General features: G+C 69.4%; 10 protein-coding genes and 1 pseudogene. 5 read left to right on the top strand and 6 right to left on the bottom strand.

The genetic code is table 11. The features are described 5' to 3' along the window. The first annotated feature begins 4 nt into the window (after nucleotides 1–4). Together AC5Y7V_RS16960 and AC5Y7V_RS16955 are read left to right on the top strand one after the other, a co-directional pair. Complete coding sequence (locus AC5Y7V_RS16960; RefSeq protein WP_499881197.1) at nucleotides 5–574, top strand: 5' nucleotidase, NT5C type; 570 nt, start codon at nucleotides 5–7, stop codon at nucleotides 572–574. A 40-nt stretch (nucleotides 575–614) separates the two neighbouring features. Further along, nucleotides 615–1,088 carry a RyR domain-containing protein gene (locus AC5Y7V_RS16955; protein WP_499881196.1) on the top strand — a complete coding sequence of 158 codons (474 nt, stop codon included), beginning with the start codon at nucleotides 615–617 and terminating at the stop codon, nucleotides 1,086–1,088. Nucleotides 1,089–1,123: 35 nt separating this feature from the next. Here the strand turns inward: AC5Y7V_RS16955 and AC5Y7V_RS16950 are convergent, their stop codons facing one another. The 3 genes from AC5Y7V_RS16950 to gcvT all read right to left on the bottom strand — a co-directional run bounded on the left by AC5Y7V_RS16950 (nucleotide 1,124) and on the right by gcvT (nucleotide 6,518). Next, nucleotides 1,124–3,700 (bottom strand): hypothetical protein, encoded by a 2,577-nt coding sequence (locus tag AC5Y7V_RS16950; RefSeq protein ID WP_499881195.1) that lies wholly within the window; start codon nucleotides 3,698–3,700, stop codon nucleotides 1,124–1,126. A gap of 565 nt (nucleotides 3,701–4,265) precedes the next feature. Next, the gene (locus AC5Y7V_RS16945; protein ID WP_499881194.1) at nucleotides 4,266–5,372 is read right to left on the bottom strand and encodes a branched-chain amino acid aminotransferase; all 1,107 of its coding nucleotides are present in this window, start codon (nucleotides 5,370–5,372) and stop codon (nucleotides 4,266–4,268) included. A gap of 51 nt (nucleotides 5,373–5,423) precedes the next feature. Continuing rightward, the gene (gcvT, locus tag AC5Y7V_RS16940) at nucleotides 5,424–6,518 is read right to left on the bottom strand and encodes a glycine cleavage system aminomethyltransferase GcvT (RefSeq protein WP_499881193.1); all 1,095 of its coding nucleotides are present in this window, start codon (nucleotides 6,516–6,518) and stop codon (nucleotides 5,424–5,426) included. A 44-nt stretch (nucleotides 6,519–6,562) separates the two neighbouring features. On the opposite strand from gcvT, the gene AC5Y7V_RS16935 reads away from it, so the two are divergent. After that, nucleotides 6,563–7,663 (top strand): adenylate/guanylate cyclase domain-containing protein, encoded by a 1,101-nt coding sequence (locus AC5Y7V_RS16935; RefSeq protein ID WP_499881192.1) that lies wholly within the window; start codon nucleotides 6,563–6,565, stop codon nucleotides 7,661–7,663. A gap of 11 nt (nucleotides 7,664–7,674) precedes the next feature. Continuing rightward, the gene (locus AC5Y7V_RS16930; protein WP_499881191.1) at nucleotides 7,675–9,222 is read left to right on the top strand and encodes a leucyl aminopeptidase; all 1,548 of its coding nucleotides are present in this window, start codon (nucleotides 7,675–7,677) and stop codon (nucleotides 9,220–9,222) included. Between the two features lie 3 nt (nucleotides 9,223–9,225). Here AC5Y7V_RS16930 and AC5Y7V_RS16925 read toward each other — a convergent pair. Together AC5Y7V_RS16925 and AC5Y7V_RS16920 are read right to left on the bottom strand one after the other, a co-directional pair. Then, a pseudogene (locus AC5Y7V_RS16925) lies at nucleotides 9,226–10,322 on the bottom strand (phytoene desaturase family protein); the annotation flags it as partial. Nucleotides 10,323–10,328: 6 nt separating this feature from the next. Further along, complete coding sequence (locus tag AC5Y7V_RS16920) at nucleotides 10,329–10,778, bottom strand: SRPBCC family protein (RefSeq protein WP_499881190.1); 450 nt, start codon at nucleotides 10,776–10,778, stop codon at nucleotides 10,329–10,331. A gap of 129 nt (nucleotides 10,779–10,907) precedes the next feature. Here AC5Y7V_RS16920 and AC5Y7V_RS16915 point away from each other — a divergent pair, with 129 nt between their 5' ends. After that, nucleotides 10,908–11,252, top strand: coding sequence for an aminopeptidase (locus AC5Y7V_RS16915; protein WP_499881189.1), 345 nt, complete (start codon nucleotides 10,908–10,910; stop codon nucleotides 11,250–11,252). A 161-nt stretch (nucleotides 11,253–11,413) separates the two neighbouring features. Here AC5Y7V_RS16915 and AC5Y7V_RS16910 read toward each other — a convergent pair whose 3' ends face one another. After that, on the bottom strand, nucleotides 11,414–13,186 hold the full coding sequence (locus AC5Y7V_RS16910; RefSeq protein WP_499881188.1) for an SDR family oxidoreductase: 1,773 nt from the start codon (nucleotides 13,184–13,186) through the stop codon (nucleotides 11,414–11,416). Between the last annotated feature and the right edge of the window lie 69 nt (nucleotides 13,187–13,255).

Raw genomic sequence — 13,255 nt, 5'->3', positions numbered from 1 at the left:
CGAGATGGCAAGGCGTGGCGGCAACGACGTCGTGCTGGTCGACATGGACGGGGTGCTGGCCGATTTCGACGCCGCGGTACTCGACGCGCTGCCGCCGTCGATTGCGCGCGTCGCGCGGACGAATTTCCACATCGCATTGGACTATCCGCGGCACGTCGCCCGCGTCGAATACATCACCAGCCACCCGGACTTCTTCCTCGATCTGCCGCTGGTCGACCACGCGCTGCACGGGTGGCAACGACTCATCGACGCCGGATACCGGCCCCGCATCTGTTCGGCGCCGCTGCGGCGAAACAAACGATCCGCGCAGAACAAACTCGCGTGGCTGCGCCGCCACTTCGTGCCGCGCTTCGGCGAATCGGTGATCAGCGAGGCGATCATCGACAAGAACAAGCACCGCTACGACGGGCTGGCCCTGATCGACGACCGGCCGGAGGTCGACTCCAACGGCGGCCGGGCGACGTGGCGCCACATCGTGTTCGACCGCCCTTACAACCAACGGTCCAGCGCCGCACTGCGGATACGGGGCTGGGCCGACCCCGATCTCGAGGAGACGCTCGACGCCGCGCGCTGAAGCGCACATGTCCCCGCCGCGCGACGGTATCGTTGAGCCGATGTGGGATGGGTCGGCAGAACCGATTGCGCAGGCCATCCACGCGCGCTGGCGCAGCGAGCAGATCGCGGCCGGAAAGCCGGCGCCGCCATGGGAAGAACTGGACGAATCGCGTAAAGAGTCGAGCCGCGCCCAGGCGCGGGACATCCCCGCCAAGCTTGGCTCGATCGGCTGCGACATCGCGCCGCTAAGCGCCGGCGACCACGGAGATTTCGCCTTCACCGGTGCGGAGGTCGAGACGCTGGCGGCCGCCGAACACGCCCGGTGGGTGAGCGAGCGCATCGAGGACGGCTGGACCGCCGGCGACAAGGACGCCGCCCGCAAGGTGACGCCGTACCTGGTGCCGTTCGACGAGTTGCCCGCCGACGTGGCGGACTACGATCGGACCTTCGTCCGGGAAATCCCCCGGTTGCTGGCATCGGTGGGCTTGCAGATCGTCCGCAAGCCGCCGGCGCCCGACACCACGGGCGGCTGAGCCATCGGAATACCTTGGCTTCGTTGCGCTTTCGCTCACACGTCCGCAGGTTCAGGCGCTCTGGCCGTCGAGAATTCCGGGCCGCGATAGACCGGCACCGGGCCCCGATAGCGCCGTCGGAATTGGTCGGCCGCAACCGGCCACTGTTCGCCCCTGTCGCCCTGGATCACGAAGTCGCCCTCCTCGGCGATCACGGGGCCCTCGAGCGTGTAGACGGTCTCGCCGGGCCGCGCCGACCGCACCAGCACCCTGCCCCGGCGTTCCCATTGGTCTCGCCGGACGTGACGATAGGACCCGCGGAAGACGTCGTCGCGCACCGGCCATGCGTTGCCTTCATCGCGTACCTCCCAGTCACCGGCCGACGCGTGAAGGCGTTGGCCGGAGGCAGTGGTGCACGTCCATTGCCGGCGATGGCGTTTCGCGGTGACGGTCCCGGCGCGTTCGTAGGTCTTCCACAGCGGCTGCGAGCGGTAACCGAGACCGGCCAGCTCGATGAGCGTGCCGGCCAAGCTCTTCAAAGCCGCCGCTTTCAATTCCGGGTCGGCGACCGTGGCTTCCCAGTCGTCCACCAACTTCTCGTGCAACTTGTGCGCTTCGTCTCGCTCGTCGCCCCACGACCACCCGTGTTTGCGCAGATATCGGCTCCAGTCCTGCCATTCGGCCTGTGCCATCGCACAGGCGGCGTCTTCGCTGAAGCCGAGCCGCTTCAGCTTAGCCAGCGCGACTTGGGAATCCGCAAGGCTCTTCAGCGCCGCGCCTTTGAGTTTGGGATCGGCCAGCACCTCGTCCCAGCTTTCCACCAGCCTTTCGTGCCGCCTATTCTTAATATCGCGCTTGGGACCCCAGGTCCAGCCGCGGTCGCGTAAGTGTCGGCTCCACCTCTCCCAATCCGCTTGTGCCAGACAGTGAATCGTGGGTTCGCTGAATCCGAGTCGTTCCAGCGTCTCGACCGCGGCGGTAGCCGGATCGGCGGGCGGGCTGGTTGCGCCGAGGCCAAGGGCGTCCAGCTCCTGAAGGCGCTCCGGCGGAAATTGTTGACGCGACGCATCTGCCGTGTTCCAGGTGTGACCCGCGATCTTCTCGACCATCCAGAGGGCGTTTCGCAGCTGGCGACGGTTGGAGCCTTGGTAGAAGCCACTGAGCCTCTCCCAGGGCTGCGCCGACGGCTTGCTGCGGTCCGCCTGCGACGAAGCGTATCGCTCGTGGATCAACATGGCGGCGCGCTCGAAGTTGTCGTGGGCGTGTCCGTCCGACAGCGCCATCCCGAGCCGGTAGGTGCGCAGCTCACACGCGACCGGTAACCGCTCGGCGTCGATGCGGGCGGCCGGATCGCACATAAAGATCGGCATCGTGGGATGGCTTGCGGCCAACCGAGTCCCCAAGATCGGATCGGCGGCAGCGGTCGAGTCGACCACGATCACGGCCGTAGTGGAGGCCTCGCCTTCGGTTTGGTCGACGACCCTGCTGACGACCGCCGCGGACGGCTTGGCGGCGACCCGGTCGACGGGTGGCGGGCCGCCGGCAAGTCCCTTCCGCTTGTGGCGCGCCTCGTGATCGCGAACGTATTCGTCGGAATCGGCCGCGATCAGCGTCAGCGCCGGCAGCCCGGGATCGCCCGCTGGGGCGTGGAACATGTGTTCGGCATGCCGCAGCGCCATTTCGGCGCACAGCGCGAGGGTCAGCTGCGAACTGCCGCAGACGATGATTCGGCGAATCGACTTGTTGCGCAGGATCTCCTCGACCAGCCGGCGAGCGGTCGCCTCGTACTTTGAGACCGTGTCGGCGGCCCACAGGTGATCGGAGCCGTCCCCGTGGTGTCCGAACTGTTGGGCTCGCCACGCCCCGGCCAGCCAGGGGTCGTCGATGCGCACGATCAGCGGGATCCGCCGCTTGGTGGCTGCGGGCGCCAACCGTTGGCCGATCGCCGAGAGCCGCAGCAGGTTCGTCGACGGATCGGCCGAGAGGAGATACAGGGCGCTCAGCCGACGCCAGAACCTTTGTGTCACAAGGGTTTCCGGTTTATCGAAGCCCACTTGCACGACGCGTGCGCCCTGCCTGCGCGCGTCGGCCACACAGGCCTTGCCGACGTCGTCGGCCATGAGGACCAGGGCGCCGCCCGGGGACAGCGTGCGCGCGATGGGGCCGATCATCGACGCCGAGTCGTCGTCGAGGTCCACCACGACGGTCACCGATCGCGCCAAAGCGGCGCGCAACCGGTCGGATTGCGCGCGGAAAGCCGCGGCGATGACAGCTGCCAGGCTGATGAAGATCGCCGCGACGATCGTCAGCCGTGCGACCTCCAGCGCGGTCGGCGTCGGTTTCGGACATATCCCCGTGCTGTCGAGGGATACGTCGCCGATGCCGCCCTTCACCAGCGCGACCGTCCACAGCAGCGGGCCGATGAGGGTCGGATGGTCGTTGTTGGTGCATCTCCAGAACGAGCTCAAGCCCAAGTAGATGCTGGTCGCGGTCAGTCCGGCGACGATCATGACCGGCACGGCCACCGACGAGCGATCGCGCCGCAACAGATAGGTCAGGACGCACAACAGCGCCACGACCGCGCTGACGAGCACCACCGGCACCCAGTCCCCACCCTGGGCCAGCCACAGCACCCAGCGGGACCACCTCCGTTGCCAATTGGAGGCAAACAGTCCAAGGCAGGCGATGAGGCCGACGGCGACAACCAGTAGCGCTAGCTGTGCGACCCGCAGGGCCGCACCCTTCACCCGAGCACGCCGGGTGTCGGCATCAGCTGCCGGAAAAGCGCCGCGCCAAGGGCTTTCAGTTGATTGGTGGCAGTCGTCGCGGCCCGGCTGCAGCGTCATTGGAACCCACCGCAACGCGCGCCTGGCCATCGGCTCATCGGCAAAGGATATCGACGCGCAGTTCGCCGCGGGAGGGGTTTTGCCGTGGCCGTGGGGGCGGCCTCATGGCCAGCGTGTGATGCAACCGTTTTCGTCACCCAGCACCGCGACGCGAAACGCCGCCACACGCGCGAACACCGATGGCGCCGACTCGCCGTTGACGTCGCCGTTGGTCAGCAGCAATCCGGCGTTCGTGTTGTCGAGCGGCAGTCCACCGTGCTGCCGCCGAACGTTGGGTTCAGCTCTCCGCTTCGGCGGCGCGAGGTTCTTGCACAATTTCGCCGCGCTCGAGCGTCTGATATGCGACCCACTTCTATCCGAGCCGCGCCATCCAGCCGTGGGTGTCGGCGAAGGTGCCCCGCTGGATCCCGGTCAGCGTGTCGCGCAGCGCCATCGTCACCTCACCGGGTTGCCCGTCGGCGATGGTGAACTCGCTGTCCCCGTACTTCACCCGCGAGACCGGTGTGATGACGGCGGCGGTGCCGCACGCGAACACCTCGGTGATCTCGCCGGCGGCGGCCTTCTTCTGCAACTCGTCGATGTCGATCCGGCGCTCCTCGACGGCGAACCCGGCATCAATGGCCAACTGCAGCAACGAATCCCGGGTGATGCCGGGCAGCAGCGAGCCGGACAGCTCCGGGGTGACCAGCCGGGCCGAGCCGCCGCTGCCGAGCACGAAGAACAGGTTCATCCCGCCCATCTCCTCGATGAAGCGGCGTTCGACGGCGTCCAGCCACACCACCTGGTCGCACCCGTGTTCGGCGGCCTCGGCCTGGGCCAGCAGCGACGCGGCGTAATTCCCGCCGAACTTGGCCGCGCCGGTGCCGCCCGGGCTGGCCCGCACGTACTCGGTCGACACCCACACGGTGACGGGGCTGATGCCGCCCTTGAAGTAGGCGCCGGCCGGCGAGCCGATCAGCAGGTAGCGGTACTGTTTGGCCGGCCGCACGCCCAGCCCCGGCTCGGTGGCGAAGATGAACGGCCGCAGGTACAGCGCCTCCTCGCCGCCGGCCGGCGGCACCCAGGCCTTGTCGACGGCGACGAGCTGGCAAAGCGATTCGATGAACAGGTTTTCGGGCAGCTCGGGAATGGCCAGCCGCCGCGCCGACGACCGCATCCGGGCCGCGTTGGCCTCGGCGCGAAACGACACGACGGAGCCGTCCGCCCAGCGGTAGGCCTTGAGGCCCTCGAACACTTCCTGGGCGTAGTGCAGCACGATTGCCGACGGATCCAGTTCGATCGGGCCGTACGGGATTACGCGCGGGTTGTGCCAGCCCTGGCCCTCGGCGTAGTCGATCGACACCATGTGGTCGGTGAAGTACTTGCCGAAACCCGGGTCGGCCAGTATCGATTCACGTTCGGTGTCGGTCGCCGGATTGGACGCGCGTAGAACCGTGAACTCGGGCGAGTCGCTGGTCATGGGGCCGATTCTATATCCGCGCGCCAACGGGTTTTTGCCACCGAGCGCGCGCTAACGCGTTTTCACGGCGACGAACGGCGGGCGCACGACCTCGCATTCGGCGGCGCGGCCGCGGACGTCGACGGTGACGCGCTGACCGTCGTCGATCCCCGCGTCGGTGTCGATCAACGCCAGCGCGATGCCGACTTGCAGTGTCGGAGAGAACGTCCCGGACGTGGTGACCCCGACCGGTCGCTCCCCCGCCAGCACGGTCAACCCGGGGCGCAGCACGCCGCGGCCGACCATCCGCAGGCCGCGCAGCAGCCGGCGCGGTCCGGCTTCTTTCTCGGCCAGCAGCGCCTCGCGGCCGAAGAACGCGTCCTTCTTCCAGCCGATCGCCCAGCCGCAGCGGGCCTGCAGCGGCGAGATGTCGAGCGAAAGTTCGTGCCCGTGCAGCGGATAGCCCATCTCGGTGCGCAGCGTGTCGCGGGCGCCCAGGCCGGCGGGCTCGCCACCGGCCGCGCGCACCGCGGCGACCAGCCCGTCGAACACCACCCCCGCGGAGTCCCAGGGCGGCAGCAGCTCGTAGCCGTGCTCCCCGGTGTATCCGGTGCGGCAAACGCGCACCGGCACGCCCGAGTAGGAGGCGTCGGCGTAGCCCATGTAATCCATGTCGGTCGGCAGGCCCAACTCGCCCAGGACGTCCGCCGATCGCGGGCCCTGCACGGCCAGCACCGCGTAGGAGCGGTGCTCGTTGGTGATGGTCAGCCCGTTCGGAGCCGCGGCTTGTAGCGCCTCAACCACCGCGGCGGTGTTGGCGGCGTTGGGCACCAGGAAGATCTCGTCGTCGTCGACGTAGTAGGCGATCAGGTCGTCGATGACGCCACCGGATTCGGTGCAGCACAGCGTGTATTGCGCCTTGCCCGGACCGATGCGGCCCAGGTCGTTGGTGAGCGCTGAGTTGACGAACGCGGCCGCCCCCGGCCCGCGGACCAACGCCTTGCCCAGGTGGCTGACGTCGAACAGGCCCACCGCGTTGCGGGTGGCGTTGTGTTCGCTGACGGTGCCGGCATACGACACCGGCATCAGCCAGCCGCCGAACTCGGCGAAGCTTGCGCCCAGGTCACGATGGCGGTCGTCCAGCGGTCCGTGCTGCAGCTCCGTCACGACGCCTTACCCTAATCGGCGCCACGGCTGGCACACTTGGGCAGGTGTCCGATCCGCTGGACTTCGACGAGCTGGAGGCCGCGGGCGTCACAAACCCCCGCGAGCGGGCCGACCTGATCAAGTACCTGGATGATCTGGGCTTCACCGCCAGCGAAATGGTCGAAGCCGAACGCCGCGGCCGGCTGTTCGGGCTCGCCGGCGATGTCCTGGCGTGGTCGGGGCGCCCGATCTACACGCTGCAGGCGGCCGGCGAGCAACTCGGCATATCGGCTGACGACGTGGCGTACGCCTGGGCGTTGCTCGGCCTGACCGTCGCCGGTCCCGACGTTCCCGTGCTGAGCCAGGCCGACGTCGACGCGCTGTCGACCTGGCTCGCGCTCAAGGCGGTCGTCGGCGAGGACGGGGCGTTCGGCCTGCTGCGGGTGCTCGGCGCCGCGATGGCCCGGCTGGCGGAGGCCGAGGGGACGATGATTCGCGCCGGGACGCCGGACATCCAGATGAACTACACCCACGATGAGCTCGCCACGGCGCAGGCGTACCGCTCGGTCGCCGAGTTCGTGCCCCGCATCGGCGCCCTGATCGACGTGGTGCACCGTCATCACCTGACCAGCGCGCGAACCTATTTCGAGGGCGTCCTTCAGGACACGTCGGCCAGCGTGGTGTGCGGCATCGGTTTTGCGGATCTGTCCAGCTTCACCGCGCTGACGCAGGCGCTCACACCTGCGGAATTGTCGGATTTGCTCACCGAATTCGGGGCCACCGTCGCGGACGTGGTGCACGCCGACGGCGGGCGGGTGGTGAAGTTCATCGGCGACGCCGTGATGTGGGTCTGCTCGTCGCCGGAGGGGCTCGCGAAGGCGGCGCTCGATCTGGTCGACCACCCGCGGGCGCGGGAGGAGGGCCTGCAGGTGCGCGCGGGCCTGGCGTACGGCGCGGTGCTGGCCATCAACGGCGACTACTTCGGCATCCCGGTCAACCTGGCCGCCCGGCTGGTGGCGGCCGCGGCGCCGGGGCAGATCCTGGCCGCGGCCGAGCTGCACGAGAAATTGCCGGGCTGGTCCGCTGTCGCCCACGGGCCCTTGACGCTCAAGGGTTTCGAGGAGCCGGTGACCGCCTTCGATCTGCGCCCATCACCGGTTGACTAGGGTGGTTTGCCGTGACCACCGAACCTGGCTACCACGCGCCCACCGTCAACGTCGCCACGGCGCTACCCAAGCGGGGTGCGGGTTCGACGGTATTGCTGGTGCCGGTCGTCTCGACCGGCGACGAGGACAAGCCGGGCGCGGTTGTCACCGCGGCCGATGCGTTCCTGTCCGACGAGGCCGTCGCCGAGATCCAGGACGGGCTGCGGGCGCTGGAGGCCACCGGCGGCAGTGAGCAGGTGCACCGGCTGGTGGTGCCGTCGCTGCCGGTGTCCAGCGTGCTGACGATCGGCCTGGGCAAGCCGCGCCCCGAGTGGCCGGCCGACACGATCCGCCGCGCCGCCGGCATGGCGGCCCGGTCGCTGGGCACCGCCGAGTCGGTAATCACCACGCTGGGCGAGCTACCGGGCGACGACGTCTGCTCCGCCGCCGTCGAGGGGCTGGTGCTAGGCAGCTACCGGTTCACCGAGTTCCGCAGCGAGAAGACCGCCCCCAAAGACAAGGGACTGCGCAAACTCACCGTGCTGGCCACCGCCAAGGACGCCAAGAAGCAGAGCGCGCACGGCGCCGCCGTCGCGACCGCGGTCGCAACGGCCCGGGATCTGGTCAACACTCCTCCGAGCCACCTGTTCCCGGCCGAATTCGCCAAGCGCGCAAAGGCTTTGGGCGAATCGGTCGGCCTCGAGGTGGAGGTGCTCGACGACAAGGCGCTGCAGAAGGCCGGCTACGGCGGGGTGATCGGCGTCGGGCAGGGCTCGTCGCGCCCGCCGCGGCTGGTGCGGCTCACCCACCGCGGCTCGAAGCTGGCCAAGAAATCGAAACAGGTCAAGAAGGTCGCGCTGGTCGGCAAGGGCGTCACGTTCGACACCGGCGGCATCTCGATCAAGCCGGCGGCGTCGATGCACTACATGACCTCGGACATGGGTGGCGCGGCCGCCGTGATCGCGACGGTTGCGCTGGCCGCGCAGCAGCAGCTGCCCATCGACGTGATCGCCACGGTGCCGATGGCCGAGAACATGCCGTCGGCCACGGCGCAGCGCCCCGGCGACGTGCTGACGCAGTACGGCGGTATCACCGTCGAGGTGCAGAACACCGACGCCGAGGGCCGGCTCATCCTGGCCGACGCGATCGTGCGGGCGTGTGAGGACAACCCGGACTACCTGATCGAGACGTCCACGCTGACCGGCGCGCAGACGGTGGCGCTGGGCGCCCGGATCCCCGGCGTCATGGGCAGCGACGAGTTCCGCGACCGGGTGGCCGAGATCTCGCAGCGGGTGGGCGAGAACGGCTGGCCGATGCCGCTGCCCGACGAGCTCAAGGACGACCTGAAGTCCACCGTGGCCGACCTGTCCAACATCAGCGGCCAGCGCTTCGCCGGCATGCTGGTGGCCGGGGTTTTCCTGCGCGAGTTCGTCGCCGACGGCGTGAGCTGGGCGCACATCGACGTCGCCGGGCCGGCCTACAACACCGGCGGCCCGTGGGGGTACACGCCCAAGGGCGCCACCGGTGTGCCGACCCGCACCATGTTCGCGGTGCTCGAGGACATCGCCGAAAAGGGCTGAGCCCTAGGCCGTCAGGCGCTTGAGGACCGCCCGGCCCACCTTGCGGCGCGGCCAGCCCGTCACGCGGGCCGCGGCCAGCGCCGCGTTGGCCGCGTTGCGCCCACACGCGCCGTGCACGGATCCCCCCGGGGTGGCCGACGCGCTACCCAGGTACAGCCCCTCGACCGGGGTTTCGGCGCGCCCCAGCCCCGGCGCCGGGCGGAAGATCGCCATCTGTTGCAGCTGCGCGGTTCCCCGTTGAGGGCGCCCAGGTGCAGGTTGGCGTCGCTGGCCTCCAGGTCCGACGGGCGCTGCACGAACCAGTCGATCACCGCCGAGCCGAAACCGGGGGCATGCTCCTCGATGACGTGATCCACCGACTTGGCCAGCCGCTCGGCCGCGGCGTCGTCGGCCACGTTGCGCGGCAAACGCGTGTAGGCCCAGACACTTTCGGTGCCCTTCGGCGAACGGCTCGGGTCCGCGGTGGTGGTCTGGCCCAACAGCATGAACGGATGCTCGGGCACCACCCGGGTGTTCAGGTCGGCCATCCAGCGCACCAGCCCGTCGGCGTCGGCCCCCAGGTGCACGGTGCCCACGCCCCGCAGGCACTCCGATCGCCACGGGATGGGGCGGTCCAGCGCGTAGTTGACCTTCACCACCGGCGGATCCCAGATGTAATGCGCCAGCGCGCGGCGCAACGCGGCCGGGACCGCATCCGCGGGCAGCATGTCGCAGAACAGCCGCGGCGCCGTCACGTCGGCCACGATCGCCCGGCGCGCCCGGACCGTGCGACCGCCGGCGGTCGTCACCGCCACCGCGCGGCCGCCGCGCACCTGGATGCGAGACACGTTCTGGCCACACTCGATTCGCGCACCGGCGGCCTCGGTGCGCCGCACCAGCGCGGCCGTCAACTGCCCCGAACCGCCGACGGGCACCGGCCAGCCGCCGTCCTGGGCCAGCATCGTCATCAGAAAACCCATGGGGCCGCTGACCGGCGCGTCCGGCGGCACGTCGGCGTGCATCGCGTTGCCCAGCAACAGGATTCGCGGCGCATCGCCGTCGAACAGCTCGTCCACCATGGTGTTGGCCGGCTGGATCAACAGGCGGGCGAGCCGCACGGCCATGCGCTATTTGACCTGGCTCGGCTCGAGCCGTTCGGCGAGCGCGGTCAACCGCAGCAGGCACTCGCGGTTGCGCGGGTAGACGGCGGCCAGGGCCAGCCGATCTGGGATGACCTTGATCGGCCCGGAGGCGGGCACCTCGATCATGTCGATGCGGCACCCGCCGTCCGGAGTGTCCGTGAGCCGCAGCGTTATTCGCGCGGCCCCCAATCGGCCGAGGCCCGCCCGCAGCACGAGTTCTTCTCCGGGGGTGCAGCTTTCGACGACGGTCCCGTCGCTGATGACCAGCGGCCAGACACCGATCGAGTGCTTGATGGCGGAGCCGGGCTGTGGCCACTGCGGGTCGACGGCACGGGTTCGGCTGTTACCCACCACCCACTGCGAATATGTCCATCCGTCCGCCATCGCGTCCCAGATCTGCTGGCGGGACGCCCTTACCTCGCGGGTTGTAGCCATTGTCATGGCGTCCGGATACCCGGGTCGGCACAAACCATGCGCGCCGTATCGGGCCACGACAGACGTTTAGCGACCGCGGCCAGCGGTTACTAAGGCGTTACCAAACTCGTGTTTGACGGGAGGCCAATAGTGACTGTGCGACGGTTGATTATCGCGGTGGGTGCGGTGCTCTTGCTGGCCGGCATCATCGGGCTGCTGGTACCGGTGTCCGTGTCGGACGGCAGCGGCAATTCCGTGTCATGCGGGAACGGAATCGCCACCGACCTGTCCAGCGCGCGCAGCGCCAACGACAAGAACGGCGCGAACATTCCAATCCTGAACCAGGTCCTCCCGCACACCGACTACGTGGCTCAATGCCAGTCGTCGGTCAACGGCCGTCGCAGTTGGACGATCCCGCTGGCCGTCATCGGGATCCTCGCCGTCGGCGGCGGGCTGGTGGTCGGACGCCAGGGCGCGCGGCGGACAGGCGTCTAGTGGCGACCGCGAGCGCGGCGTAGCCGGGCGAAGCGGGTCGACACCATTGGTCTAGTGGCGACCGCGAGCGCGGCGTAGCCGGGCGAAGCGGGTCGACACCATTGGTCTAGTGGCGACCGCGAGCGCGGCGTAGCCGGGCGAAGCGGGTCGACACCATTGGACTAGATCACCCGCACGCGTGCGGCGTTTCGCAACGCCTGCGGCGCCACGCGGGACAGGCCGTAAACCGCATAGGCTTCCGGCGCGACGGGCCGGATCGGCTTCTTCTTCTTGACCGACGACAGGATCGCGTTGGCGACCTTGTCCGGCCCGTAGTGGCGCAGCGCGAACATCCGGCCGATCTGGCCGCGCCGGTCGTCGACCTGCTCGTCCTTGCCCACCGGCGCGCTGAACCGGGTGGTGCTGATGATGTTGGTGTTGATGACGCCGGGGCAGATGGTGGTCAACCCGACGTCGGCCACGTCGAGTTCGGCCCGCAGGCAGTCGGAGAACATGTAGGTGGCGGCCTTGGAGGTGCAGTACGCGCTCAGCGACCCCAGCGGCGAGAAGGCGGCCATCGACGCCACGTTGACGATGTAGCCGCCGGTGCCGCGCTCGACCAGGCGCCGGCCGAAGGACCGGCAGCCATTGACCACGCCACCCAGGTTGATGTCGAGCACCCGGTCGAATTGCTCGGCGGGGGTGTCCAGGAATCCGCCGGCCGCGCCGATGCCGGCGTTGTTGACGACGATGTCGGGGACGCCGTGTTCGGCGCTGACGCGCTCGGCGAAGGCCTCTACCGCGTCGGCGTCGGACACGTCGAGCACGTAGGCGTGGGCGACGCCGCCGCGCGCGGTGATCTCGGCGGCGGTCTCCTTGACCGTCGCTTCGTCGATGTCGCTGACCACCAGCTCGGCGCCCTCGCGCGCGAAGGCGAACGCGGTCTCCCGCCCGATGCCGCTGCCCGCGCCGGTGACCGAGACCAGGGTGTCGCCGAAGTACTCGCGGGGACGCCCGACCTGCGCGCGCAGCATCGCCCGGCTCGGCGGCTTGCCCGCGGTGAGGTCGGCGAAGTCGTGCACCGCGGCCGCCATCACCTGTGGGTGTGACATCGGCGAGAAGTGCCCGGCCCGGATGTCGCGCCGCCACAACCGCGGCACCCAGCGCGCGGTCTCGTCGTACCCGTAGGGCCGCACGTACTTGTCGCGCGTGTTGACGATGAGCTGCACCGGCACGTCGACGGTCTGCGGCCGGCCGCGCATGGAGAACGAGCGAAAGTAATTGGCGGGGTAGGTCTTCACCGAACGCGCGGCGTCGGAGGGCAGCTTGTCCGAGTGGTGAATTTTGTCACCGGGGATGTTGTCGACGGCGTTGCGGCGCAACGCCGGGATCGACAGCGTCAGCCGGAGAAACAGGGGCGCCAGCACCGGGATCGAGAAGAACACCATGTAGGTCAGCCGCAGCGCCTGAGTGATCGAGCGCAGGAATCGCCGCGGGCGCCAGGGCTGGCGCAGCCCGCTGAACATGTAGTGGACCAGCTGCTCCTGGCTGGGGCCGGACACCGAGGTGAACGAGGCGACCCGGTCGGCCGCGCCCGGCCGCTTGAGGTACTCCCAGATGCCCACCGAACCCCAGTCGTGGGCCAGCACGTGCACGGGCCCGCCCGGGCTGAGCTCGCCGATCACCGCGGCGAAGTCGTCGGCGAACCGGGCCATGCCGTAGGCGGAGACCCGTTTAGGCGCCGACGTCATGCCGACGCCGCGGTTGTCGTAGCGAATGACGCGGAACCGCTCGGTCAGCTGCGGGACGACGCCGTCCCACAGCACGTGCGAGTCGGGGAAGCCGTGCACGAGGACGACCGTCGGGCCCTCGCGGTTGCCCTCCTCGTATACCGCGACGCGCACGCCGTCGCTGCTGTCGACGAACCGCTGGGGTACCTGTGGTAGCGCCGGCATCGAACCTCCCCGTTCTGTCTGGCCCCTGTGCCAGTGGCCACACGGTAGCAAGCGGGGCGGCGGCGACCG

The sequence above is a fragment of the Mycobacterium sp. NGS34 genome (genome assembly GCF_059812845.1).
This window is presented reverse-complemented; position numbering and strand designations above follow the sequence as displayed.